Genomic DNA, 21,933 nt, shown 5'->3' on the forward strand with positions numbered 1-21,933 from the left:
TAGCGCTTCTGCACTTCCGTGAAAAGCTGAACCGCTCTAGCTGCGACGGCTGATAATGGGACCCTTGGCGGAGGCGAATTCGGCGATGACGGTTTCTCCCGCAACCGCCGTTTGGCCGAGCGAGACGCGGGGCGCGGCACCGGCGGGCAGGAACACGTCGAGCCGCGAGCCGAAACGGATCAGCCCGAAACGCTCGCCGGCATCCAGCGGCTCGTTGGGGTTTGCCCAGCAGAGGATGCGCCGTGCGACGAGGCCGGCGATCTGCACGACGCCGATCTGGCCGTGGCCGGTTTCGATCACCAGCCCGTTGCGCTCATTGTCTTCGCTCGCCTTGTCGAGCTCGGCGTTGACGAAGCTGCCGGAGCGGTAGTTGATGCTGACGATGCGCCCGCGCATCGGCGCCCGGTTCACATGGCAATTGAAGACGTTCATGAAGACGGAGATGCGCAGCATCGGCTCGGGGCCGAGGTTGAGCTCGGCCGGCGGCGTCACCATCTGGATCGCCGACACCTTGCCATCGGCGGGAGAGATCACCAGGTCGTCGTCCTGCGGGGTCACGCGCTCCGGATCACGGAAGAAATAGGCGCACCAGAGCGTGAAGATCATGCCGATCCAGAAGAGCGGCTCGAAGATCCAGCCCAAGACCAGCGACGCGACGAAGAAGGCGGCAACGAAGGGATAACCCTCCTTGTGCACGGGGACGATCGTGTTGCGAACCGTGTTGAACAGGCTCATGGCTGCCGGTCTCCTTGCGTTTTCATTTTTGCTGGTTAGCGAAAAACCGTCTCTGGGGCAATGCTGTGGCCTCGGCCCTGGTTCCCACGCCGGGTTTCTGAACAACAAAAGTCGGCCGGCGTCGGTTTCCCTTGTCAGCTTGCCGGAGCAAGCCGCGTTATCACGCCGAGGTCGTCGCTTTCGCGCACCTGCTTGAGATGTTCCTCCGCCTGTGTCGCCTCGCGCTGGCGGTTCCACATCGAGGCATAAAGACCGTTCCTTTCGAGGAGGGCGGCATGTGTTCCGCGCTCGGCGATCTCGCCGCTTTTGAGCACGATGATTTCATCGGCGCTGATGACAGTCGAAAGCCGGTGGGCGATGACCAGCGTCGTGCGGTTCTTCGAAACCAGGTCGAGTGCCTCCTGGATCTCCCGTTCCGTGGTCGTGTCGAGCGCCGACGTCGCCTCGTCGAGGATCAGGATCGGTGGCGCCTTGAGGATGGTGCGGGCGATCGCCACCCGCTGCTTCTCGCCGCCCGAAAGCTTCAGCCCGCGCTCGCCGACCTTGGTTTCGAAGCCCTCGGGCAGCGTTTCGATGAAATGCGCGATCTGCGCCACCTCGGCGGCGGCAAAGACCTCGCCGTCGCTCGCCGATGTGCGGCCGTAGCGGATGTTGTAGGCGACCGTGTCGTTGAAGAGCACTGTATCCTGCGGCACCATGCCGATCACCGAGCGCAGGCTCTTCTGCGTCACCGTGCGGATATCCTGGCCGTCGACGGTGATTGCGCCGCTCTGAATATCGTAGAAGCGATAGAGCAGGCGCGACAGCGTCGATTTGCCCGCACCCGAAGGGCCGACGACGGCGACCGTCTTGCCGGCCGGCACCTCGAAGGAAATGCCCTTCAAGATCGGACGGGCCGCATCATAGGCGAAATGCACGTCCTTGAAGGAGATCGCGCCCAGGCCGATCCGAAGTTCGGTCGCATCGGGGGCGTCTTTGACTTCGGTCTGCACCTCAAGCAAATCGAACATCTGTTCGATATCGGTCAGCCCCTGGCGGATTTCGCGGTAGACGAAGCCGATGAAGTTGAGCGGTACGGAAAGCTGCAGCAGCATCGAATTGACGAAGACGAAATCGCCGACCGTCTGCTCGCCGCGCTGCACGGCCAGCGCCGACAGCACCAGCATGATCGTCGTGCCGATGCCGAAGATGACGCCCTGGCCGAAGTTCAGCCAGCCGAGCGAGGTCCAGACATCGGTCGCCGCCTTTTCGTAGCGTTCCATCGATTTGTCGAAACGCTTTGCCTCCATCTCCTCATTGCCGAAATATTTGACCGTCTCGAAATTGAGGAGAGAGTCGATCGCCTTGGTGTTGGCGTCGGTATCGCTGTCGTTCATCGACCGGCGGATAGCGATGCGCCAGTCGGATGCCCGGATCGTGAACCAGATATAGGCCCACACGGTAAAAGCGGTAACGGCGAGATAGGAGAAGCCGTAGCCCCACCAGAAGATCACCGCCGTCAGCAGGAATTCGATGACGGTCGGGACGGAATTGAGGATCGTGAAGCGCACGATCGTCTCGATACCCTTGGTGCCGCGCTCGATGATGCGCGATAGCCCGCCGGTCTTGCGCTCGAGATGGAAGCGTAGCGACAGCTCGTGCATGTGCACGAAGGTCCTGTAGGCGAGCTGGCGCACCGCATGTTGTCCGACACTGGCAAAGAGCGCGTCGCGCAGCTGGTTGAGGCCGAGCTGGATCAGCCGGGTGATGTTATAGGCAATCACCAGCGCGATGGCGCCGGCCAGCAGCGGCGGCACCGAGCCCGCAAGATCCATCCTGCCGTTCAGCGCATCGGTCGACCACTTGAAGAAATAGGGGACGAGCAGCAGGACGAATTTGGAGATCAGCAGAAAGACCGAGGCCCAGACGACGCGCATCTTGAGGTCTGGCCGGCCGGCCGGCCACATATAGGGCCAGAGGTTGAGAAGCGTCTGCGGCAGGTTGGATTCCGAGACTGTCTTGCCGTTTGCCATGATTGTCTCCAGCCCGGATGGGCTTGCCGCGATTGCGGCGCTTCGATGCCGGCAAGAGCGCGGAACCGGGACGAGCCTGAAAGCGCTTCCCACAACCCGCAGCCGCCACCGCCAGATAGGGTGCCGGGCGGACGAATACAACAATTGCTGGGGTAAGGAAACGACGAGGCCGGGCGCTTATCCCGCCCGGCCTTGCCGTGTTGTTTTGCAGCTTAGAGATGCTGGCCGGACATGCGCTTGCGGTGCAGCTCTTCGGCGTTCGGCAGTACATCCTTCGGCAGGCCGAAAATCTGGCCAGGGCGGATGCGATCGGGATTGATGATCTTGTCCTCGTTGGCGATGTAGATTGTCGTGTAACGAACGCCGAGGCCATAGGTGCGGCGCGAGATCTGCCACAGCGTGTCGCCGCGGCGAATGATGACCGCCGCATTGTTCGCCGTCAGCGGCGCCTGTTCGATCGTCTTCGGCTGGTTGCTTCCGACCTCGTTTGCAGATGGCGTTGCCGGCGCGGGTGCAGCGGTGAGTTCGGCGATCATCCCGCCCAGTCTTTCGAGCGCGGCACCGACGGACTTCGCATCCCCAGGCAGGCCCTGCAGCAGCTTCAGCGCATTGCCGGCGATCTGCGAGGAGGAACCGGACGCTTGCTTGAAGACATCTGGCGCATCAGCGGCCGGACGGAAGTCGGCGACGGAGCGCAGCGCGAATTCCGTTGCCGAGCGCGCCGCAGCAAGCTGCTCGGCACTGGGCAGCTTGCCATCGGCAAACAGTCCCTTCAGCAGGCCGAAGGCCTTGCCGACTTCGACTTTGAGTTTGTCGAGCTCGCCTTCGTCGAGCGGCACCATCGAGGGAGCACCGTTGGCGTCGGCGGGGGCCGATTGCGCGGCGACTCTCACCTGATCCCCGGCCGGGCGATTGAAATTCACCGCCGCACGCACGATCACCTTGCCTGCGGGATCAACGACATCGACGCGGATCTTGTGGTCGCCGACTGAAAGCGCCACCACACCGTCGATGACGAAATGGCCGTCGGAGCCGGCCGTGTCCTGGCCGACGAGGCTGTCGTCGGCATAACCGATGACCTTGGCATTGGAGCGCGTCGTACCGGCAATGAAGATCTTGTTGCCCTCGATTTCGACGGCATTGACCATCACATCGGGCACATTCGTTTTATCCGGTGCCGTAGCTGCGCCATCCGGGGAGGTGTCGGTGAGGTTCGGCGTCTGCAGCGCCAGCTCGCCGGTCGGTGCAGCTGTTGCAGCAGGCGCATCCGAGCTTTCGCCGGTTGCCGGCTTGTCCGCAGGCGGCGCCATCGGATTGGAGGCATCCGCAACTTCGGTTCCAGCCTTCGGCGCGGTAATGATGCGGCTCGCCGTGCCGGGTTTGGAAACCATGGCGAGCAGATTGGCGCCATTGCCATCCTTCGGCACGGAAATGGTCGCGACTTCTTCGGAAAGCGTGCTCTTGCCGTCCTTGCCCGTGAACTTGAGCACGAGCTGGTGGTCGCCGGCCGGAAGCGGATCGTCGAGGACGGCAGCAAAATCGCCGCTCGCATCGACATTGGCCGTCGTCACCACCTTCTCGCCGTCGAGCACCTCGAGCTTGCCGTTCGGCTCGGCGGAACCGGCAATCACCGTCGATCCGTCGGGCTCGACGCGCAATACGTCGAAGGCCGGAATCTTCGGGCCGGTATTTTCCACTGCCGTATTCGCCCCAGGGGCGGTCTCCGGCGCACCGGTCAGCGCAACCTCGGCCTTGGCGATCGCGGCAAGCGCATCGGCGATGTTCTCGGGCAGCGACTGGACGATGGCGAGCGCCTTCGCGCCACCGTCCTTGGCCTTGGCGGCAAGGGTCTGGGTCGCGGGATCGAGGCCCTCGGGAATGGTGAAATCGGCAAGCACGGTCAGCGCGTTGACGGCTTTGGTCTTGGCGGCGGTGAAGACATCGATGGCCGGGCCTTTGCCGTCGGCAAACAGCGCCTTGAGCTCGCTGAGCGATACGCCGGCATCGGCCGAAAGGCGACCCACTTTGTCGGCGACCGCAGCCGCGTCGCCCACGGCGGAGCGCGATGTCTTTGCCGCCTCGTTAACCGTGTTCTTGACCTCCGTGCTCGCCTGGTTGATGGCGTCTCCGACCTTGGTCGCATCGCCGCCGATGCGCGGCATGACGACAAACACCATCAGTAGGATTGCGATTGCGAGGACTGCAAGAGCCAGCAAGCCGGCACGGTTCTTCATCATTATGTCTCCCAAGGCGGCAATTTGCCGTAATACCCAAAATTGCTAGCGATTCCCGTTGCTTTCCACAAGCATTCAAAGCAATTAGGCAAGCTAGGCACGCTGCTTTTCAGTCAATTTTCTTGACTGCATTGAAATGGAATAGTTGTTTTGCCCTCATGACCGAACAATCTGTATCGATTCGATCCATCTGCGTTTACTGCGGCTCAAGGCCGGGACGCGATCCTTCCCACATGGCGGCCGGGCGTGCTCTCGGAAGAGAGATCGCCGAATACGGCCTGCGCCTCGTCTATGGCGGGGGTACCAAAGGCATCATGGGCGCGGTTGCCAGCGGCGTGCTTTCAGGCGGCGGTCAGGTCACGGGCATCATTCCCGAATTCCTGATCGATATGGAAGCGACTCGCCACTCGCTCGGTCAGCTCAACGAACTCATTGTAACCCCTGACATGCATGCGCGCAAACATACCATGTTCGAGCGGTCCGATGCGTTCGTGGCGCTGCCCGGCGGTATCGGTACGCTGGAGGAGATCGTCGAGATCATGACCTGGGCGCAGCTCGGACGCCACGAGAAGCCGATGGTCTTTGCCAACGTCAACGGTTTCTGGGATCCGATGATGGAACTGATGCGCCATATGACCGAAGAAGGCTTCCTGCACACTGCCCACCGGGTGCAGCCGCTCGTCGTCGACGAGATCTCCGGCATCATTCCGGCGATCATGGCCCAGGCAGCCCAGCTCGCCGCCGATCGTGACGGCGAGGACGAGGTGATTTCGAAGATGTAGGGGTTCAATGCATGTCGCCCAAAAGTGTCCAGCGGTTTTGGGACAAAGACATGCCTAAAACAAAGACCTAAAGCGCGTCGCATGAATCCGATTCGACGTGACGCGATTTAGCGCCTCAGCGCGCCCGGCTTCCCTTCAGCATCGACCAGCTATAGAGGAACAGCCCCGCCCAGATCAGCGGGAAGGCAATCATGCGTGCCGTGCCGAATGGCTCGTGGAAGACGAAGACCGCGATCAGGAAGATCATCGTCGGCGCGATATACTGCATGATGCCGATCGTCGAGAGTTTCAAGAGCTTGGCGCCGTTCGCATAGATCATCAGCGGCACGGCGGTGATGACGCCGCAGCCGAGCAGCAGGGTCGTATCTGCAAGACCGGTGCGGTAGAGGTGGCCCTGGCCGCCGAATTCGAGATAGAGGATATAGAGGACGGCCGGCCCGCTGAGGATCAGCACTTCGAGGAAGAAGCCCTGGTTCGGCCCGAGCGGCAGCGTCTTGCGCAACAAGGCGTAGAATCCCCAGCTGATCGCCAGCGTCAGCGCGACCCACGGGATGCCGCCGCTGTCCAGCGCGAGAATGGCGACGGCAAGCGCCGCAAGCGCGATCGCCGCGATCTGCAGCGGCTGCAGCTTTTCCTTGAGGAACACAGCGCCAAGGAAGATGCTGAACAGCGGATTGATGAAATAGCCAAGTGCTGCGTCGAGCGAATGGCCGGCGCCGATCGCCCAGACATAGGTGCCCCAGTTGACCGTAATCAGCGACGCCGTCAGCGCCGCCATCGCCAGCATGCGCGGCGAGCTGAGTGCTGCGCGGATGTCCTGTGTGCGCCCGAGCACAATCAGCACGATGCCCGCCAGCGGCAGCGACCAGACGATGCGATGTGCGATCACCTCGGCCGGCGAGATATGCGCCACCGCCTTCATGTAGATCGGCAGGAAGCCCCAAAGCAGATAGGCCGTCAGCGCGAAGGCGAACCCGCGCGGACTGTCTTCGTTCTTCGCCAACGGAACGGATGCATCGGTCGACATCGGTGTTTCCATCTTTGTTCTTCTTCTGATCCGGCCTAGCTTAAGCGCCGTGAATAGGCCAATTCATTTCGTTGAATGAAGCGTGAGAGGATTTGAAGCGGGAGACGACGCGATGATCCGACGCCCGGCGACGGAAGGCCGAGTCCGAAGGAAACGAATGGTATTCGGGCGAGGGGCGGGGACCCCGTCGCCGGACCAGCAAAATAGGTTTATTCCGCCGCGATCTTGCCCGCCAGCTGCCGGTTCTTCATCAGCTTGTAGATGACCGAATCCATCAGCGCCTGGAACGAAGCGTCGATGATGTTCTCCGAGACGCCGACTGTCCACCAGCGCACGCCGTCGCTGTCGGTGGATTCGATCAGCACGCGGGTGATCGCCTCCGTGCCGCCGTTGAGGATACGCACCTTGAAATCGGCAAGCACCAGATCGTCGATCTCGTGCTGGTATTTGCCGAAATCCTTGCGCAGCGCGAGGTCAAGTGCGTTGACCGGGCCTTCGGCATCGGCAACCGACATCAGCGTCTGGCCGTCGATGGTGATCTTGACCACCGCCTCCGAGACGATCTTCACACGGCCAAGACTGTCGAAGCGGCGCTCGATCATCACGCGGAAACCTTCGATGGTGAAGAATTCCGGGATCGTGCCGAGCGTGCGGCGCGCCAGCAGCTCGAAGCTCGCATCCGCGCCCTCATAGGCATAGCCGATGGATTCACGTTCCTTGACGATCGAGATCAGCAGGTCGAGCTTCGGATCGTCCTTGGCGACCGCGATGCCGCGCCGCTTCAGCGCATTGATGAAGTTCGCCTTTCCGCCCTGGTCGGAGACCATAACCTTGCGGAAGTTACCGACGGTTTCCGGCGGCACGTGTTCATAGGTTCGCGGATCTTTGAGCAGGGCCGATGCGTGGATGCCGGCCTTGGTGGCGAAGGCGGAGGCGCCGACATAGGGCATCTGGTGGTCGGGCGAACGGTTGAGCAGTTCGTCGAAGGCATGCGAGAGCCGGGTGAGGTTGAGCAGCCGCTCCTCGTCGATCGTCGTTTCGAAACGTGTGTTGTAGGCGCTCTTCAGCGCCAGCGTCGGGATTAGCGTCACCAGATTGGCATTGCCGCAGCGCTCGCCGATGCCGTTCAGCGTGCCCTGGATCTGCCGGACGCCGGCTTCGACGGCGGCAAGCGAATTGGCAACCGCCTGGCCGGTGTCGTTATGCGCATGGATGCCAAGACAGTGGCCGGGAACGCCTGAGGCAATCACCGCCTCGACGATGGCGCGCACCTCGGGCGGCTGCGTGCCGCCATTGGTGTCGCAGAGCACGACCCAGCGGGCGCCGCTCTCATAGGCCGTCTTGGCGCAGGCGAGCGCATAGGCCGGATTGGCCTTGAAGCCGTCGAAGAAATGCTCGCAATCGACGATCGCCTCCTTGCCCGCGCCAACCGCCGCCTTGACGCTTTCGGCGATGCATTCGAGGTTTTCCTCGTTGGTGCAGCCGAGCGCCACCGCGACGTGATAGTCCCAGCTCTTGGCGACGAAACAGATGGCATCGCTTTTGGCCTGAAGCAGCCCGGCAATGCCGGGATCGTTGGAGACCGAAACACCCGCCCGCTTCGTCATGCCGAAGGCGACGAAGCTGGACTGGCTGGTGCGCTTCTCGCTGAAGAAGGCGGTGTCCGTCGGATTGGCGCCGGGATATCCGCCCTCGACATAATCGAGGCCGAACTCGTCCAGCATGGCGGCGATCGCAATCTTGTCCTCGACGGAGAAATCGATGCCGGGCGTCTGCTGCCCGTCCCGGAGCGTCGTGTCGAAGAGATAGATTTTTTCCTTGGTCACCACGATGCCTCCCAGGCATTGACTGCTTTTATGTGCGGCATCAGTCTTGCTTCCCGGCAAACTTATCCGTCGCCCGGATCAGCTGATCGAGAATCCCAGGCTCCGAGTAGGCATGGCCCGCGCCCTCGATCAGGTGGAATTCTGCCTTCGGCCAGGCCTTGTGCAGCAGCCAGGCATATTTGGCCGGGCAGGGCATGTCGTAGCGTCCATGTACGATGACGCCGGGAATATCCCTGAGCCTGCCGGCATCGCGGATCAACTGTCCCTCGTCCATCCAGCCGGCATTGACGAAGAAATGGTTCTCGATGCGCGCAAATGCATAGGCGAATTCCGGCTCCTCGAACTTGAAGCTCGTCGAAGGTTCCGGCAGCAGCGTGATCGTTTCGCCTTCCCAGATGCTCCAGGCCTGCGCGGCCGCGAGGCGCACGTTCTTGTCCTTGTGTTTCAGGCGGCGATGATAGGCATGCATCATCTCATGCCGCTCTTCCGGCGGAATGGGCGCGATGAACCGCTCCCACTTGTCAGGGAACATCTCCGAGACGCCGAATTGGTAGTACCAGTCGAGCTCCGCCTTGGTCATCGTATAGATGCCGCGCAGGATGAGCTCGGAGACGTGCTCTGGATGTGTCTCGGCATAGGCGAGCGCCAGCGTCGAGCCCCAGGAGCCGCCGAACACCTGCCAGGTGTCGACGCCGGCCATCTCGCGCAGCCGCTCGATATCGGCAACGAGGTGCCAGGTCGTATTGGCATGGAGTTCCGCATGCGGCGTTGACCTGCCGCAACCGCGTTGATCGAACAGCATGACGTCGTAGAGAGTGGGATCGAAGAGCCGGCGATGGGCGGGCGAGATGCCGCCGCCCGGACCGCCATGCAGGAAGACGGCAGGCTTGGCGCCAGGCGTACCAGAGCGCTCCCAATAGATCACATGGCCGTCGCCGACATCCAGATGGCCGGAAGCGTAGGGCTCGATTTCGGGATAGAGGGTGCGCAACATCTCGGTCATATCTTCACGCCTTTTGCGGGCCAGACTTCCGTGTCGTGGTCGGGATGCTGGAAGGAGATGATCGCCTCCTGCCGTGCGTAGAAATCCTGATCCTTCAGCACCGGCGCCTTGAAGATTTTCTCGACCCAGGGCAGACGGGCCTCGTAGTTGACCTGGATTAGCGGTGCGAGGTCGCTACGGTCGTCGAAGGTGCCGATCGCAAGCTCCAGCCCGCCCGGATGACGATAGGTCATCGGCGTGCCGCAATCGCTGCAGAAGCCGCGTTCGATATTGACTGAGGATTGGAAGTAGCTCGGCGCGCCGCGCGTCCATTCCATCCCTTCCTCAGGCGCGGTGACGAGCGCCGAGAAGAAACCGCCGAACTGCTTCTGGCACATGCGGCAATGGCAGATCGAGGGGCGTCCTAGTTTGCCCGAGATGCGGAAGCGCACAGCGCCGCACTGGCATCCGCCTGTCTTTATCGTGTCCGTCATGAGCTTTCTCCGAGGGGCCAGCTTTTCGTGTCGTGGTCGGGGTGCTGATGGTTGCTTGCCGCGATCGCGTTCTCGCGGTCGGGCGTTTCAGGCTGTGGTTCCAGCGGCAGGCCATCCAGCGCGTGAAACCAGGACATCTTCTGGCCGGTGTTCGATTGCATCACCGGCTTGACCGCATCGGGATCGTCCAACGAGCCGAGCGTGATGTTGATGAAGTCCGCTTCGGGAATATCGTAGAACAGCGGCGTGCCGCAATCGCCGCAGAAACCGCGCCGCACCAGATCCGAGGACTGAAACCATTTCGGCGCGCCGCGCGTGAAGGTAAAATCGCTGCGCATCACGCCGGCAAGCGGCATGAAATAATTGCCCGCCGCCTTCTGGCACATGCGGCAATGGCAAAGATGGGGATAGCCGAGTTCGCCTTTGGCGCGGTAACGCACTGCCCCGCACTGGCACCCGCCGCTTCCGTCCGCTTCCGCCATCATCCGAGCTCCTTGGGTGGCCATGCCTGCGTCTCATGATCGGGATGCTGGTAGGAAACGAGTTCGTGCAGGAAAGAGCCCGCCGTGAGATCCGCCTCGGTTCTTTCTCCGGGCAGTTCGTGCAGATGATCGACGAATCCGATCTTGCCTTCCACGCCCCATTGAATGGTCGGCGGAAACGCCGAAGGATCGTCGAAGGCGCCTGCGGCGATCGCCATTCCATCTGGTGCCTCATAGGTCAGCGGCGTGCCGCAATCGCCGCAGAAGCCGCGTTCGACGAAATTGGAAGAGCGGAATCTTTTCCGCTCGCCGCGTGTCCATTCGAAATCGGCGCCGCGCACCGAGACCAGCGGCGCATAATAAGCACCGAACGCCTTCTGGCACATGCGGCAATGACAGATCGACGAATCCTTGATGTCGCCGTTGACGCGGAAACGGATCGCGCCGCATTGGCAGCCGCCGGTATAGCTGGTCATCTCTTGACCTCCCACGTCGTGACGCGCTCGCCCGTCACCGGATCCTTGCCGTCTTTCAGCTGGATGCCCTTCGCCGTCAGCTCGTCGCGGATCTTGTCGGCCTCAGTGAAGTTCTTCGCCTTCAGCATTTCGAGACGCATTGCGACCAGCGCATCGATTGCCGATGCGACGGCTTCGTCGATCTCCATCTTTTTCGGCAGCAGGCCCAGAAGGTCGGCCGTTGCCGCAAAGACGGCACGGGCTGTGGGATCCGCATGCGCGGCCTGGGCCAGCGCATGCAATGCCTGCACTGCCGCGACCGTATTGAGGTCGTCGGAAAGCGCGTTCAGCACGGTTTCATCGGGCGCCGCATCGCCGGCTTCGGCCGCCGGCCATTTGGCGAGCAGACGTTCGGCTTCTTCCAGTCGCTTGATCGAAAAATCGATAGGCTCGCGGTAATGCGTCATCAGCATGGCAAGGCGCAGCACCTGACCTGGCCATTTGCGGCCGCCGAAGATTTCCGTCTGCAGCAACTCGTTGATGGTGACGAAATTGCCTTCGGATTTCGACATCTTGCGGCCTTCGACCTGCAGGAAGCCGTTATGCATCCAGACATTTGCCATCACCTCGGTGCCGTGGGCGCAGCGCGACTGGGCGATCTCGTTTTCATGATGCGGGAAGATCAGATCCAGCCCGCCGCCGTGAATGTCGAAGACATCGCCGAGATAGCGCTTGCTCATCGCCGAGCATTCGATGTGCCAGCCGGGCCGGCCGCGGCCCCATGGGCTCTCCCAGCCGGGCTCGTTGTGGCTCGACAGCTTCCAGAGCACGAAATCGCCCGGGTTCTTCTTGTGCGCGTCGACGGCGATGCGCGCGCCGGCCTGCTGCTCGTCGAGCGGGCGCTTCGAAAGCTGACCGTAATCCGCCATGGATTTGGTGTCGAACAGCACTTCGCCCGATGCGACATAGGCATGGCCGTTGCCGATCAGCTTCTCAATGATCTCGGTCATCTCGACGATATTGTCGGTGGCGCGCGGCTCGAAGTCCGGCTCCAGGCAGCCGAGTTCGGCGACATCGGCGTGAAATTGCGTCTCGGTCTTTTCGGTGACCGCCCGGATCGCCTCATTGAGCGGCAGACCCGGATGGTCGCGGAGCGCGCGCGCATTGATCTTGTCGTCGACGTCGGTGATGTTGCGGGCATAAGTGACGTGATCTTCGCCATAGACATGGCGCAGCAACCGGAACAGCACGTCGAAGACGATGACCGGCCGGGCATTGCCGATATGAGCGAAGTCATAGACGGTCGGGCCGCAGACATACATGCGGACGTTGTTGGGATCGATCGGCGAAAACACCGATTTTTCCCGTGTCAGCGTGTTGTACAGCTTCAGTTCCGGCGTCGCGTCCATTTCACTCTCCCAAATGCACGATCAGAAAAATATCGCGACCGGCGGACCGGGGCGTTTCGCATCTTGACTATTTGGGAGACGAAAACGGCCGGGCCAGCGCTCGCGCTAGCGAATAATCTTCCGGCAGATAATGCAGATAACCGTTTTCATGGCGGGTTTTATGGCCCGGTTCGCGCCTCCGGTCAAGGGGGCGAAGCGCGATCCAGCGGCAACAGGATCCATCCATCCGATGAATCGATTGCAGCAACCAACGTCTTCGAAACCAGTTGGCCCGCTCTTCAAATTCGGCCGCCATTTTCCGAGCACAAATCTCGCATAGCCAGTTGAGAAACTGTTGAAAATAGGGAGGAAGGGATGCGGAGACTTGCCCGATCGACGATCGGAGCGACTGCAGTTCTGGTGGTCGCATTCGCTGCATATTTCGCATACGATTTCGGGATGCTTCGCTTCAACAATCCCTCTCTCAGCAACTATCCAATCCAGGGCATCGATGTCAGCCATCACCAGGGCGATATCGATTGGAAGGCCGTTGCCGCGCAGACGAATGTCCGTTTCGCCTTCATGAAGGCGACCGAAGGCGGAGATCATCGGGATTCCAAGTTCGCCGACAACTGGCAGCGCGCCAGAGATGCGGGAGTGGTCAGGGGCGCTTATCATTTCTTCACCTTCTGCCGCCCGGGCAAGGATCAGGCGCAGAATGTGCTCGCGACCGTGCCGAAGGAGCAGGGAACTCTGCCGATCGCCGTCGATCTAGAGTTTGTCGGCAATTGCAACAAAATCCCGACGCTCGAGGAAATGGTTGCCGAGGTGAACGCCTTCTTCACCGAGCTGAAGGGCGCTTTTCCGGAAAAGCCTATTTTCTACGTCACGCAGGAGTTCTTTGATCAATATCTGAAAGGCAATGAATCACGCTTCCCCGACCACTATCTGTGGCTGCGCAGCGTGTTCAGAGAGCCGAGGCAGGAAGAGTGCAGTCATTGGTCGATTTGGCAATTTGCCGATAACGGCACCTTGGACGGCATCCAGGGACCGGTTGACCTCAATGCGCTATGCCCGTCGGAAACGGGCCTGGCGCATCTGTTCCCCGCCGTTGCAGCGAATTGAAACGTCTACAGCGCCGCGCGTCTTTTAAGACGCGCAAAGGACGCTGTAGCACTTTGAATAGCTGCATAATTTTGTCCTTAAATCGATTCCGATTTAAGGAATTATGCAGTGGCTTATTCGGGCAGCCGGTAATCGACGAGCTTGCTCTCCCGGACGATAAACAGCTTGCCCGTCTCCGTCACACCAGGCCCGAGCAACGGCAGGATCGCATTTGCGACCTCGGAGGGATGCGGCAGCGACTGCGGATCTTCGCCGGGCACCGCCTGCGCCCGCATCGCCGTGCGCGTGGCACCCGGATCGACGCTGGTGATCCGCAGCGGGGTGCTTTGACTTTCGCCGGCCCAAGTGCGTGCCAGCGCCTCGACCGCGGCCTTGGAAGCGGAATAGGCGCCCCAGAAGGGGCGGCACTTGTGAGCGGCACCCGAAGACAGGATCACCGCACGGCCGGCATCGGAGCGGGCCAGCAGCGGGTCGACCGAGCGGATCAGCCGCCATGTCGCGGTGACGTTGATGGTCATCACCTTCTCGAACACTTTCGCTTCGATATGGCCGATCGGCGAAATGACCCCAAGCACGCCGGCATTGGCGACGAGGATGTCGAGTTTGCCCCAGCGCTCGAAGATCGAGCCGCCGAGCGTATCGATCGCATTCATGTCGGCAAGGTCGAAGGGCACGAGCGTCGCCGTGCCGCCGACGGCCTTGATCGCATCGTCGAGATCCTCGAGCCCGCCGACCGTGCGGGCGCAGGCAATCACGTGGGCGCCGGCTTTGGCAAGTTCCAGCGCTGTGAAATAGCCTATGCCGCGCGACGCACCGGTGACGAGTGCGATCTTGCCCTCAAGATTGATATTCATGATGTCGTGTTCCCTCACGAAGGGAGAGGGGTTCGATTGAACCCCTCGGGATGGGACAATGGAAAAGCCGGCGCGCCGTGTCAGCCGTTGCTGGCAAGCATCGAAATCTTGTTGCCCATGGACTCGCCGTTCTTGTCGAGCAGGCGGGTCGGATAGTCGCCGGTAAAATAGTGGTCGGTGAACTGCGGCCGAGCCGGGTTGCGATCCTCACCGCCGACAGCGCGATAGAGGCCGTTGATCGACAGGAAGGCGAGCGAATCTGCGCCGATATATTTCGCCATGGCTTCGACATCGGCATACTGGTTTGCCAGCAGCTTTTCGGCATCGGGCGTGTCGATGCCGTAGAAATCCGGGAAGAAGATCATCGGGCTCGCGACGCGGACATGGACTTCGCGCGCCCCGGCTTCGCGGATCATCTGGACGATCTTGAGAGACGTCGTGCCACGCACGATGGAATCATCGACCAGCACCACGCGCTTGCCTTCGATCATCGCCCGGTTGGCGGAATGCTTCAGCTTCACACCGAAGGCGCGGATCTGCTGCGTCGGCTCGATGAAGGTGCGCCCGACATAATGGTTACGGATGATGCCGTATTCGAAGGGAATGCCGCTCTGCTGCGCATAGCCAAGCGCCGCCGGCGTGCCGCCATCCGGCACCGGCACGATAACGTCGGCATCGACGGGCGATTCCTTGGCGAGGTTCATGCCCATGTGCTTCCGCGTCGTATAGACGTTGCGGCCGCCGACGACCGAGTCCGGGCGGGCGAAATAGACATATTCGAACAGGCAGAGGCGCTCCGGCTGCGGCTTGCTGGGCTTGCGCGCATCGATGCTGATCGAGCCGTCAGCCTGGATTTCGCAGATGACGACCTCGCCGTTCTCAACGTCGCGGATGAACTTGGCGCCGATAATGTCGAGCGCGCAGGTTTCCGAGCAGAAGATCGGCTTGCCGTCGAGTTCGCCCATCACCAATGGGCGGATGCCGGTCGGGTCGCGCGCGGCAATCAGCTTCGTGCGCGTCATGGCGAGCATCGAATAGCCGCCTTCCATCTGGCGAATGGCGTCGATGAAGCGGTCGGACGTGGAAGCGTGGCGGGAACGGGCGATGAGGTGAAGGACGACTTCGGTATCGGAGGTCGACTGACAGATGGCGCCGGTCGCGATGATCTGGCGGCGCAGCGTCAGGCCGTTGGTGAAATTGCCGTTATGGGCAATGGCGATGCCGCCTTCTTCCAGTTCGGCAAAGAGCGGCTGCACGTTGCGCATGGCCACTTCGCCGGTTGTCGAGTAGCGGGTATGACCGATCGTAATGCTGCCGGGCAGGCGGGCGAGCGTCATCGGATTGGTATAGTGGTCGCCGACAAGGCCCATGTGGCGCTCTTGATAAAAGCGCTTGCCGTCGAAGGAGACGATGCCGGCCGCTTCCTGCCCGCGGTGCTGCAGAGCATGCAGGCCAAGAGCCGTGAGCGCGGCGGCATCAGGGTGTCCCAGAATTCCGAAAACCCCGCATTCTTCATGCAGCGTATCTCCGTCGAGCGGATCGTCGGTCGGGAAGGAATGGGACTGGTTCATTTCTGCGGGCCTCTGCTCTCACAAGAATGGATCGGCATTTCCAGAAATAGCTGAGCCCGACGGAGCTGGAATGCTCGGCCGGACCCTCATTTCACGTCCCGCTCAAATGGCGATTGCCGGATGGCGGGTCAAGCTCTTGAACACTGTGTCAATTCGCCGGCTGCTGCGCGCCGTCTGCGGGCGCGGTCGGTGCGTCTTCCGCCGGAGCCTGGTCGCCCGTCGGCGGAGTGGTACCTTCGGCGCCCTGTGCCGGCGGCTGCAGCTTATCACGGATGCTTTCCGGTATCATCTGGGCAAATTGCTCCGGCAGAACCGATTTCAGCTTCACGACCATCGAATCCAGGAAGGGCTTCGACTTCGCTTCGTTGACCCAGGCCGGACGGTGGTCGGCATCGACGAGCCAGTTCCAGAAGGCGACGGCGACGACGAGGAGCAGCACGCCGCGCGCTGCCCCGAACAGGAAGCCGAGTGTGCGGTCGAGCGCGCCGACACGGCTGTCGATGATGAAATCGGCGATCTTCATCGTAATGAAGGAGATGACGATGAGCGCGATCAGGAAGACGACCGCTGCCGAACCGACGATCGCGATGCGGTCGTCATCGGTGTATTTTTTCGCATAGGGCAGCAGGTAGGGATAGAGGTAATAGGCAGCGGCGGCCGAACCGCCCCAACTCGCGATCGAGAGGATCTCGCGCGAAAAGCCGCGGACCATCGCCAGCACGGCGGAGAAGAGCACGACGCCGATGACAATACCGTCGAAAATCGTAATGGGCATGTAAATTCAACTCCAGGACTGCCGCTTGGCGGCCGTGTCGTGCCTTATCGTGTGCTCCTATATCATCACCACTCTTGGCAATGAAAGGATCAAACGTCGTCTTCCACACGTAGCGCCCCCTTCGATCCGGCGATGCGCGCGACCAGATCCGGCAGGCTTGCGACTTCGCTCCAGCGCCCGCCGGAGCCCTTCGGCAATTCGGTGGAGGCGGACGGAAGCAGCGCTGCGGAAAATCCCAGCTTCTCGGCTTCCTTGAGACGCTGGGCGGTGTGCGCAACCGGCCGGATGGCACCCGACAGGCTGACTTCGCCGAAATAGACGCAATCGGCAGGAAGGGCAATACCGGCAAGCGAGGAAACGAGCGCCGAGGCGACGGCAAGATCGGCCGCCGGTTCGGAGATGCGGTAACCGCCGGCGACGTTGAGATAGACGTCGTGCTGGCCGAGCCTGACGCCGCAATGGGCTTCCAGCACCGCAAGGATCATCGACAGCCGTGCCGAATCCCAGCCGACCACGGCGCGCCGCGGCGTGCCGAGCGAGGTTGGGGCCACCAGCGCCTGCACCTCGACGAGAATGGGGCGGGTGCCCTCCATGCCGGCGAAAACGGCAGCACCCGGCGATTTTTCGTTGCGCTCGCCGAGGAAGAGTTCCGAGGGGTTGGCGACTTCGCGCAAGCCTTTGTCTGACATTTCGAAGACGCCGATCTCGTCGGTCGGGCCGAAGCGGTTCTTGACCGTGCGCAGGATGCGATAGTGATGGCCGCGATCGCCTTCGAAATAGAGCACGGCGTCGACCATGTGCTCGACAACGCGCGGGCCGGCGATCTGCCCGTCCTTGGTCACGTGGCCGACGAGCACCATGGCGGCACCCGTCTGCTTGGCGAAACGGATCATTGCCTGCACGCCGGTGCGCACCTGCGTCACCGTTCCCGGCGCGGATTCGGCAAGTTCGCTCCATAGCGTCTGGATAGAATCGATGATGACGAGGTCCGGCCGCTTACCCTCGGCGAGCGTCGCCAGAATATCCTCGACATTGGTTTCGGCCGCCAGCATTACGTCGGTATCGGCCGCCGCAAGGCGTTGCGCCCGCAGCCGCACCTGCGCCACGGCTTCTTCGCCGGAGACGTAGATGATCTTGTGGCCGCGCCGCGCAAGGGCGGCGGCGGCCTGCATCAGCAGCGTCGATTTGCCGATGCCGGGATCGCCGCCGATCAGCACCGCGGACCCGCGCACGAAACCGCCGCCGAGCGCCCGGTCGAGCTCCGACATGGCGGTATGGATGCGTGGCGCCTCCTCGATCTCGCCGGAAAGTGCCGTCAGCGCCACCGGTCGGCCCTTCTTTGGCGTCTTGCCGGGACCGGAGCCGATCCCGCCCATCGGGTCTTCCTCGACGATGGTGTTCCACTCGCCGCAGTTCTCGCATTTGCCGGCCCAGCGGTTATGAACCGTGCCGCAACTCTGGCAGATGAATTGTGTTCTGGCCTTCGCCATCAAATACTCTTTCAGTCCGGGTTCGCGAGTGAAGCGACGCGCCGCTTCATCGAATCATTGTCGTGCTTGAGATAATGGCTATCGCAATGGATCAAAACTAATGATTTCCCCATCAGCGCACCCATGCCTATCCTTTGCTTCTGCTTATCTGGAATGGTGAAGATGTTCGATTATTCGTTTGCGCACTGGCTTGCATTTCTGTCGGCGGCGGTTCTGCTCAATCTCTCGCCCGGCCCCGACATCGCCTTCATCCTCGGTCACACGATGAGAAGCGGAAAACGTGCCGGTTTTTCGGCGCTGTTTGGCGTCTGGTCCGGCGCCTGCCTGCATGTACTGATGGCTGCACTCGGCCTCTCCGCCATACTTGCCGCTTCCGCTGTCGCCTTCTCCACGGTCAAATGGATCGGCGCCGCCTATCTCGTCTGGCTCGGCATTCAGGCTTTGCGCTCCGGTGGCGGCGATGGCCTGATAAAGGCTGCTGGTGAAAGTTTGCCGGTTGCAAGAATCTATCGGCAGGGAATTCTGGTGTCGCTGCTCAATCCGAAAGTGGCGATATTCTTCCTGGCCTTCCTGCCGCAGTTCGTCGTCGAAGGGGCAGGGCCGGCATGGGCACAGCTCATGCTGCATGGCGCGCTCATCATCGTCGTCGCCGCCTTCATCGAACCGCCGCTCGTCCTTCTCGGCGGGCGCCTTGCGGATGCAATCAGGCATAATCAAAAAGTCGGACTCTGGCTCGACCGCGGCCTCGGTGCGCTTTTCCTCGCGCTCGGTGTCCGTCTCGCCTTCAGCAGCCGCTGAATAGAAAGGTCGTTATTCCTCGGCGACGTAGCGCCGCTCGTGGCGGAGCCCCATGCTGGTCAGGATCTCGTATCCGATCGTGCCGCATGCCCGCGCCACGTCGTCCACCGGCAAGTTCTTTCCGAACAGCTCGACATAGTCCCCGGCGCGCACGGCATTGTCAGGCAGGTCGGTGATATCGAAGATCGTCAGGTCCATGGTGATCCGGCCGGCAACCGGAACCTTGTGTCCGGCGATGAAACCTTGCCCGCCTTGCGGCACCACCTGGCGCAGTGGCACGCCGCCGCTCGACTGGCTGCGCATGTAGCCGTCGGCATAGCCGGCCGAGGCGATCGCCAGCCGGCTTTCGCGGCCAAGCTGCAGCGCCCGCCCATAGCTGACGGTCTCGCCGGCTTCGACGCTACGCACCTGGATGATGCGCGCTTCCGCCGTCGCCACCGGCCGCATCGGGTTCGCGATGCCGCTGACCGCTTCGCCGCCATAGAGCGCGACACCGGGGCGGGTCAGGTCGAAGTGATAATCCTCACCGAGAAAGATGCCGGCCGAGGCTGCAAGACTTGAATCGATGCCTTCATAAGCGGCGCTAACCCTGTGGAATGATTCGAGCTGCTGCCGGTTCATCGCATGGCTGGGATCGTCGGCGCAGGCGAGGTGGCTCATCACCAGGACAGGCGCGAAGCTCGCAGGCCGTGAGACGTCGTCGGCGAGCGCGATCGCATCGTCGATATGCAGTCCGAGCCGATTGAAGCCGGTATCGACATGCAGCGCGCAGGGGTAGTCGCCGTAATCGGCAAGCACCGCCATCCAGAAGGCGAGCTGTTCGTCGGAGGAAATCACCGGCACCAGATCATTGTCGAAGAAGCGCCGCTCGGTGCCGGGCCAGATGCCTGAGAGCACGAAGATGCGCGCATCAGGTGCATAGAGGCGAAGTGTTACGCCCTCGTCGACGGTCGCGACGAAGAAGTCGCGCGCGCCGGCCATATAGAGCGCTTCGCCGGCATCCTCGATGCCCATGCCATAGGCATCCGCCTTGACGACCGCCGAGGCGCGTGCCGCACCGGAGCGGCGCGCCATGTCGCGCCAGTTCTCCGTCAGGGCGGTCAGGTCGACGGTCAGCCGCAGGCCTGCCGAGGCAAAATTGTCGTCTTCGGGGGCGTCGAATAATTCGCTCATGATCCGCATCGAAAAGAGGCCGGAGAAGGATTCTCCGGCCAGTTTAAAGGTCAACTATGTCAAGGGAAAGCCCGGCGCTGCACGCAGCATCCGCGCGATCAGTGCTCTTCATATTGGGTGAAGGAGGGATCGGCGAGATCGGCAAAACGCGTGAATTCCGCCTGGAAGGCGAGCTTCACCGTGCCTGTCGGCCCGTGGCGCTGCTTGGCGATGATGACGTCGGCCGTGCCCTTCACCTTGTCGAACAGCGCTTCCCATTCCGGATATTTCGGATCGTGGATGTCGCGCGGCTCCGAATTCTTGACGTAATATTCCTCGCGGAACACGAAGAGCACGACGTCGGCGTCCTGCTCGATCGAGCCGGATTCGCGAAGGTCGGACAGCTGCGGCCGCTTGTCGTCGCGGCTTTCGACCTGACGCGAGAGCTGCGACAGCGCGATGATCGGAACGTTGAGCTCCTTGCCGAGCGCCTTGAGGCCGGTGGTGATCTGGGTGATTTCCTGCACGCGGTTGTCGCTGGATTTGCCCGAGCCGGTCATCAGCTGAATGTAGTCGACCACAAGCACGTCGAGGCCGCGCTGGCGCTTCAGACGGCGCGCGCGGGCCGAAAGCTGGGCGATCGAGATGCCGCCGGTCTGGTCGATAAAGAGCGGCACCTTCTGCATCATCATCGAGCAGGCGACGAGCTTTTCAAAATCGGCATCGTTGATGTCGCCGCGGCGGATCTTCGAGGAGGAGACTTCCGTCTGCTCGGAGATGATACGGGTGGCGAGCTGTTCCGACGACATTTCGAGCGAATAGAAACCGACGACGCCGCCGTTCTTTGCCTTCATGCTGCCGTCCGACTGCACTTCGCCTTCGTAGGCGGCGGCGATATTGTAGGCGATGTTGGTGGCAAGCGAGGTCTTGCCCATGCCGGGGCGTCCGGCAAGCACGATCAAGTCCGACCGCTGCAAACCGCCCATCTTGGAATCCAGCGAATGGATGCCGGTGGAAATGCCGGAAAGTCCGCCGTCACGTTCCTTGGCGACGGCCGCCATGTCGATCGCCAGCGCGACCGCATCGTTGAAGGCCTGGAAGCCGCCGTCGTAGCGGCCGTTTTCCGCCAGTTCGAAGAGGCGGCGTTCGGTATCCTCGATCTGCGACTGCGGCGGCATGTCGAGCGGCGCGTCATAGGCGATGTTGACGACGTCCTCGCCGATGGTGATCAGCGCCCGGCGCAGCGCCAGATCGTAGATCGCCCGGCCATAATCCTCGGCATTGATGACGGTGACGGCATTGCTGACGAGGCTCGCCAGATATTGCGAAACCGTCATGTCGCCGACCTTCTCGTCGGCCTTCAGGAAGGTCTTGATCGTCACCGGATTGGCGATCTTGCCCATGCGGATAATATCGCCGGCAACCTCGAAAATCTTCCGGTGCAGCGGTTCATAGAGATGGATCGGCTTCAGGAAGTCCGACACCCGGTAATAGGCGTCGTTGTTCATCAGGATCGCACCGAGAAGCGCCTGCTCGGCTTCGATATTGTTGGGCGCTTCGCGGTAGTGCTGCTCTGACGAGGCAACAGCTGTAATCTTTCGAGCGGCGTCGTTCATCATCATCCGTTCTGTCTTTTTCCAGTTCCGGATTTGCAATTCCGGACGCGAAAATCAAGAGGCTACGAAAGGAGCGGGGGCTCGCTTCGCCTAAATCCTGAACGCTGTGCACGTTGTTCGACTTCTCCACAGTCT

At 61.8% G+C, this 21,933-nt stretch carries 19 protein-coding genes; 3 read left to right on the plus strand and 16 right to left on the minus strand.

The annotated features are described in order from the left end of the window. Positions 1-36 precede the first annotated feature (36 nt). The 3 genes from HX899_RS01945 to HX899_RS01955 all read right to left on the minus strand — a co-directional run bounded on the left by HX899_RS01945 (position 37) and on the right by HX899_RS01955 (position 4,984). On the minus strand, positions 37-972 hold the full coding sequence (locus tag HX899_RS01945; protein ID WP_348647884.1) for a phosphatidylserine decarboxylase: 936 nt from the start codon (positions 970-972) through the stop codon (positions 37-39). Continuing rightward, entirely contained in the window at positions 870-2,747 is a 1,878-nt protein-coding gene (locus HX899_RS01950) for an ABC transporter ATP-binding protein/permease (protein WP_138387648.1), read from the minus strand. Before HX899_RS01950 ends, HX899_RS01945 begins: the two co-directional genes overlap by 103 nt. A gap of 212 nt (positions 2,748-2,959) precedes the next feature. Beyond that, the gene (locus HX899_RS01955) at positions 2,960-4,984 is read right to left on the minus strand and encodes a LysM peptidoglycan-binding domain-containing protein (RefSeq protein ID WP_181291566.1); all 2,025 of its coding nucleotides are present in this window, start codon (positions 4,982-4,984) and stop codon (positions 2,960-2,962) included. A gap of 155 nt (positions 4,985-5,139) precedes the next feature. Here HX899_RS01955 and HX899_RS01960 point away from each other — a divergent pair, with 155 nt between their 5' ends. Next, the gene (locus HX899_RS01960; protein ID WP_003558142.1) at positions 5,140-5,763 is read left to right on the plus strand and encodes a TIGR00730 family Rossman fold protein; all 624 of its coding nucleotides are present in this window, start codon (positions 5,140-5,142) and stop codon (positions 5,761-5,763) included. 115 nt (positions 5,764-5,878) lie between these two features. Here HX899_RS01960 and rarD read toward each other — a convergent pair whose 3' ends face one another. The 7 genes from rarD to cysS all read right to left on the minus strand — a co-directional run bounded on the left by rarD (position 5,879) and on the right by cysS (position 12,438). Further along, positions 5,879-6,790 (minus strand): EamA family transporter RarD, encoded by a 912-nt coding sequence (gene rarD, locus HX899_RS01965; protein WP_181291567.1) that lies wholly within the window; start codon positions 6,788-6,790, stop codon positions 5,879-5,881. A 209-nt stretch (positions 6,791-6,999) separates the two neighbouring features. Further along, entirely contained in the window at positions 7,000-8,616 is a 1,617-nt protein-coding gene (gene cimA / locus HX899_RS01970) for a citramalate synthase (RefSeq protein WP_138328385.1), read from the minus strand. Between the two features lie 40 nt (positions 8,617-8,656). Then, positions 8,657-9,619 (minus strand): prolyl aminopeptidase, encoded by a 963-nt coding sequence (gene pip / locus HX899_RS01975; RefSeq protein ID WP_181291568.1) that lies wholly within the window; start codon positions 9,617-9,619, stop codon positions 8,657-8,659. Beyond that, a complete protein-coding gene (locus HX899_RS01980; protein WP_181291569.1) occupies positions 9,616-10,092 on the minus strand; it encodes a GFA family protein in 477 nt (158 codons plus the stop codon). The genes pip and HX899_RS01980 overlap by 4 nt, the downstream gene beginning before the upstream one ends. Next, the gene (locus HX899_RS01985) at positions 10,089-10,577 is read right to left on the minus strand and encodes a GFA family protein (RefSeq protein WP_138328382.1); all 489 of its coding nucleotides are present in this window, start codon (positions 10,575-10,577) and stop codon (positions 10,089-10,091) included. Before HX899_RS01985 ends, HX899_RS01980 begins: the two co-directional genes overlap by 4 nt. Continuing rightward, positions 10,574-11,050 (minus strand): GFA family protein, encoded by a 477-nt coding sequence (locus HX899_RS01990; RefSeq protein WP_181291570.1) that lies wholly within the window; start codon positions 11,048-11,050, stop codon positions 10,574-10,576. The genes HX899_RS01985 and HX899_RS01990 overlap by 4 nt, the downstream gene beginning before the upstream one ends. Further along, complete coding sequence (gene cysS, locus HX899_RS01995) at positions 11,047-12,438, minus strand: cysteine--tRNA ligase (protein ID WP_138328380.1); 1,392 nt, start codon at positions 12,436-12,438, stop codon at positions 11,047-11,049. Before cysS ends, HX899_RS01990 begins: the two co-directional genes overlap by 4 nt. A 354-nt stretch (positions 12,439-12,792) precedes the next feature. On the opposite strand from cysS, the gene HX899_RS02000 reads away from it, so the two are divergent. Beyond that, positions 12,793-13,542 (plus strand): GH25 family lysozyme, encoded by a 750-nt coding sequence (locus HX899_RS02000; RefSeq protein ID WP_138328378.1) that lies wholly within the window; start codon positions 12,793-12,795, stop codon positions 13,540-13,542. 113 nt (positions 13,543-13,655) lie between these two features. Here HX899_RS02000 and HX899_RS02005 read toward each other — a convergent pair whose 3' ends face one another. The 4 genes from HX899_RS02005 to radA form a co-directional block, all read right to left on the minus strand. Next, positions 13,656-14,396: an SDR family NAD(P)-dependent oxidoreductase gene (locus HX899_RS02005; protein WP_138328377.1), complete on the minus strand. Its 741-nt coding sequence runs from the start codon at positions 14,394-14,396 to the stop codon at positions 13,656-13,658. Positions 14,397-14,476: 80 nt separating this feature from the next. After that, entirely contained in the window at positions 14,477-15,967 is a 1,491-nt protein-coding gene (purF, locus tag HX899_RS02010; protein WP_138328376.1) for an amidophosphoribosyltransferase, read from the minus strand. 148 nt (positions 15,968-16,115) lie between these two features. Then, a complete protein-coding gene (locus tag HX899_RS02015; protein ID WP_029872969.1) occupies positions 16,116-16,742 on the minus strand; it encodes a CvpA family protein in 627 nt (208 codons plus the stop codon). Between the two features lie 89 nt (positions 16,743-16,831). Then, on the minus strand, positions 16,832-18,232 hold the full coding sequence (radA, locus tag HX899_RS02020; RefSeq protein ID WP_138328375.1) for a DNA repair protein RadA: 1,401 nt from the start codon (positions 18,230-18,232) through the stop codon (positions 16,832-16,834). Positions 18,233-18,394: 162 nt separating this feature from the next. Between radA and HX899_RS02025 the strand changes: the two genes are divergently transcribed. Beyond that, the gene (locus HX899_RS02025) at positions 18,395-19,030 is read left to right on the plus strand and encodes a LysE family translocator (protein ID WP_181291571.1); all 636 of its coding nucleotides are present in this window, start codon (positions 18,395-18,397) and stop codon (positions 19,028-19,030) included. 12 nt (positions 19,031-19,042) lie between these two features. Here HX899_RS02025 and alr read toward each other — a convergent pair whose 3' ends face one another. Both alr and HX899_RS02035 read right to left on the minus strand, forming a co-directional pair. Beyond that, entirely contained in the window at positions 19,043-20,212 is a 1,170-nt protein-coding gene (gene alr / locus HX899_RS02030; protein ID WP_181291597.1) for an alanine racemase, read from the minus strand. Positions 20,213-20,301: 89 nt separating this feature from the next. Further along, positions 20,302-21,798, minus strand: a complete 1,497-nt coding sequence (locus HX899_RS02035) for a replicative DNA helicase (RefSeq protein WP_027685267.1) — start codon at positions 21,796-21,798, stop codon at positions 20,302-20,304. Positions 21,799-21,933 lie beyond the last annotated feature (135 nt).

The organism is Rhizobium sp. WYCCWR 11146 (genome assembly GCF_013591995.1).
Classification (GTDB): Bacteria; Pseudomonadota; Alphaproteobacteria; order Rhizobiales; family Rhizobiaceae; genus Rhizobium; species Rhizobium indicum.

Excerpts from the sequence above, each read along its gene's own strand:
- HX899_RS01950 (WP_138387648.1), bottom strand. The coding sequence starts at position 2,747 with ATGGCAAACGGCAAGACAGTCTCGGAATCCAACCTGCCGCAGACGCTT.
- HX899_RS01955 (WP_181291566.1), bottom strand. The coding sequence starts at position 4,984 with ATGATGAAGAACCGTGCCGGCTTGCTGGCTCTTGCAGTCCTCGCAATC.
- HX899_RS01960 (WP_003558142.1), top strand. The coding sequence starts at position 5,140 with ATGACCGAACAATCTGTATCGATTCGATCCATCTGCGTTTACTGCGGC.
- rarD (WP_181291567.1), bottom strand. The coding sequence starts at position 6,790 with ATGTCGACCGATGCATCCGTTCCGTTGGCGAAGAACGAAGACAGTCCG.
- pip (WP_181291568.1), bottom strand. The coding sequence starts at position 9,619 with ATGACCGAGATGTTGCGCACCCTCTATCCCGAAATCGAGCCCTACGCT.
- HX899_RS01980 (WP_181291569.1), bottom strand. The coding sequence starts at position 10,092 with ATGACGGACACGATAAAGACAGGCGGATGCCAGTGCGGCGCTGTGCGC.
- HX899_RS01985 (WP_138328382.1), bottom strand. The coding sequence starts at position 10,577 with ATGATGGCGGAAGCGGACGGAAGCGGCGGGTGCCAGTGCGGGGCAGTG.
- HX899_RS01990 (WP_181291570.1), bottom strand. The coding sequence starts at position 11,050 with ATGACCAGCTATACCGGCGGCTGCCAATGCGGCGCGATCCGTTTCCGC.
- cysS (WP_138328380.1), bottom strand. The coding sequence starts at position 12,438 with ATGGACGCGACGCCGGAACTGAAGCTGTACAACACGCTGACACGGGAA.
- HX899_RS02000 (WP_138328378.1), top strand. The coding sequence starts at position 12,793 with ATGCGGAGACTTGCCCGATCGACGATCGGAGCGACTGCAGTTCTGGTG.
- HX899_RS02005 (WP_138328377.1), bottom strand. The coding sequence starts at position 14,396 with ATGAATATCAATCTTGAGGGCAAGATCGCACTCGTCACCGGTGCGTCG.
- purF (WP_138328376.1), bottom strand. The coding sequence starts at position 15,967 with ATGAACCAGTCCCATTCCTTCCCGACCGACGATCCGCTCGACGGAGAT.
- HX899_RS02015 (WP_029872969.1), bottom strand. The coding sequence starts at position 16,742 with ATGCCCATTACGATTTTCGACGGTATTGTCATCGGCGTCGTGCTCTTC.
- radA (WP_138328375.1), bottom strand. The coding sequence starts at position 18,232 with ATGGCGAAGGCCAGAACACAATTCATCTGCCAGAGTTGCGGCACGGTT.
- HX899_RS02025 (WP_181291571.1), top strand. The coding sequence starts at position 18,395 with ATGTTCGATTATTCGTTTGCGCACTGGCTTGCATTTCTGTCGGCGGCG.
- alr (WP_181291597.1), bottom strand. The coding sequence starts at position 20,212 with ATGCGGATCATGAGCGAATTATTCGACGCCCCCGAAGACGACAATTTT.
- HX899_RS02035 (WP_027685267.1), bottom strand. The coding sequence starts at position 21,798 with ATGAACGACGCCGCTCGAAAGATTACAGCTGTTGCCTCGTCAGAGCAG.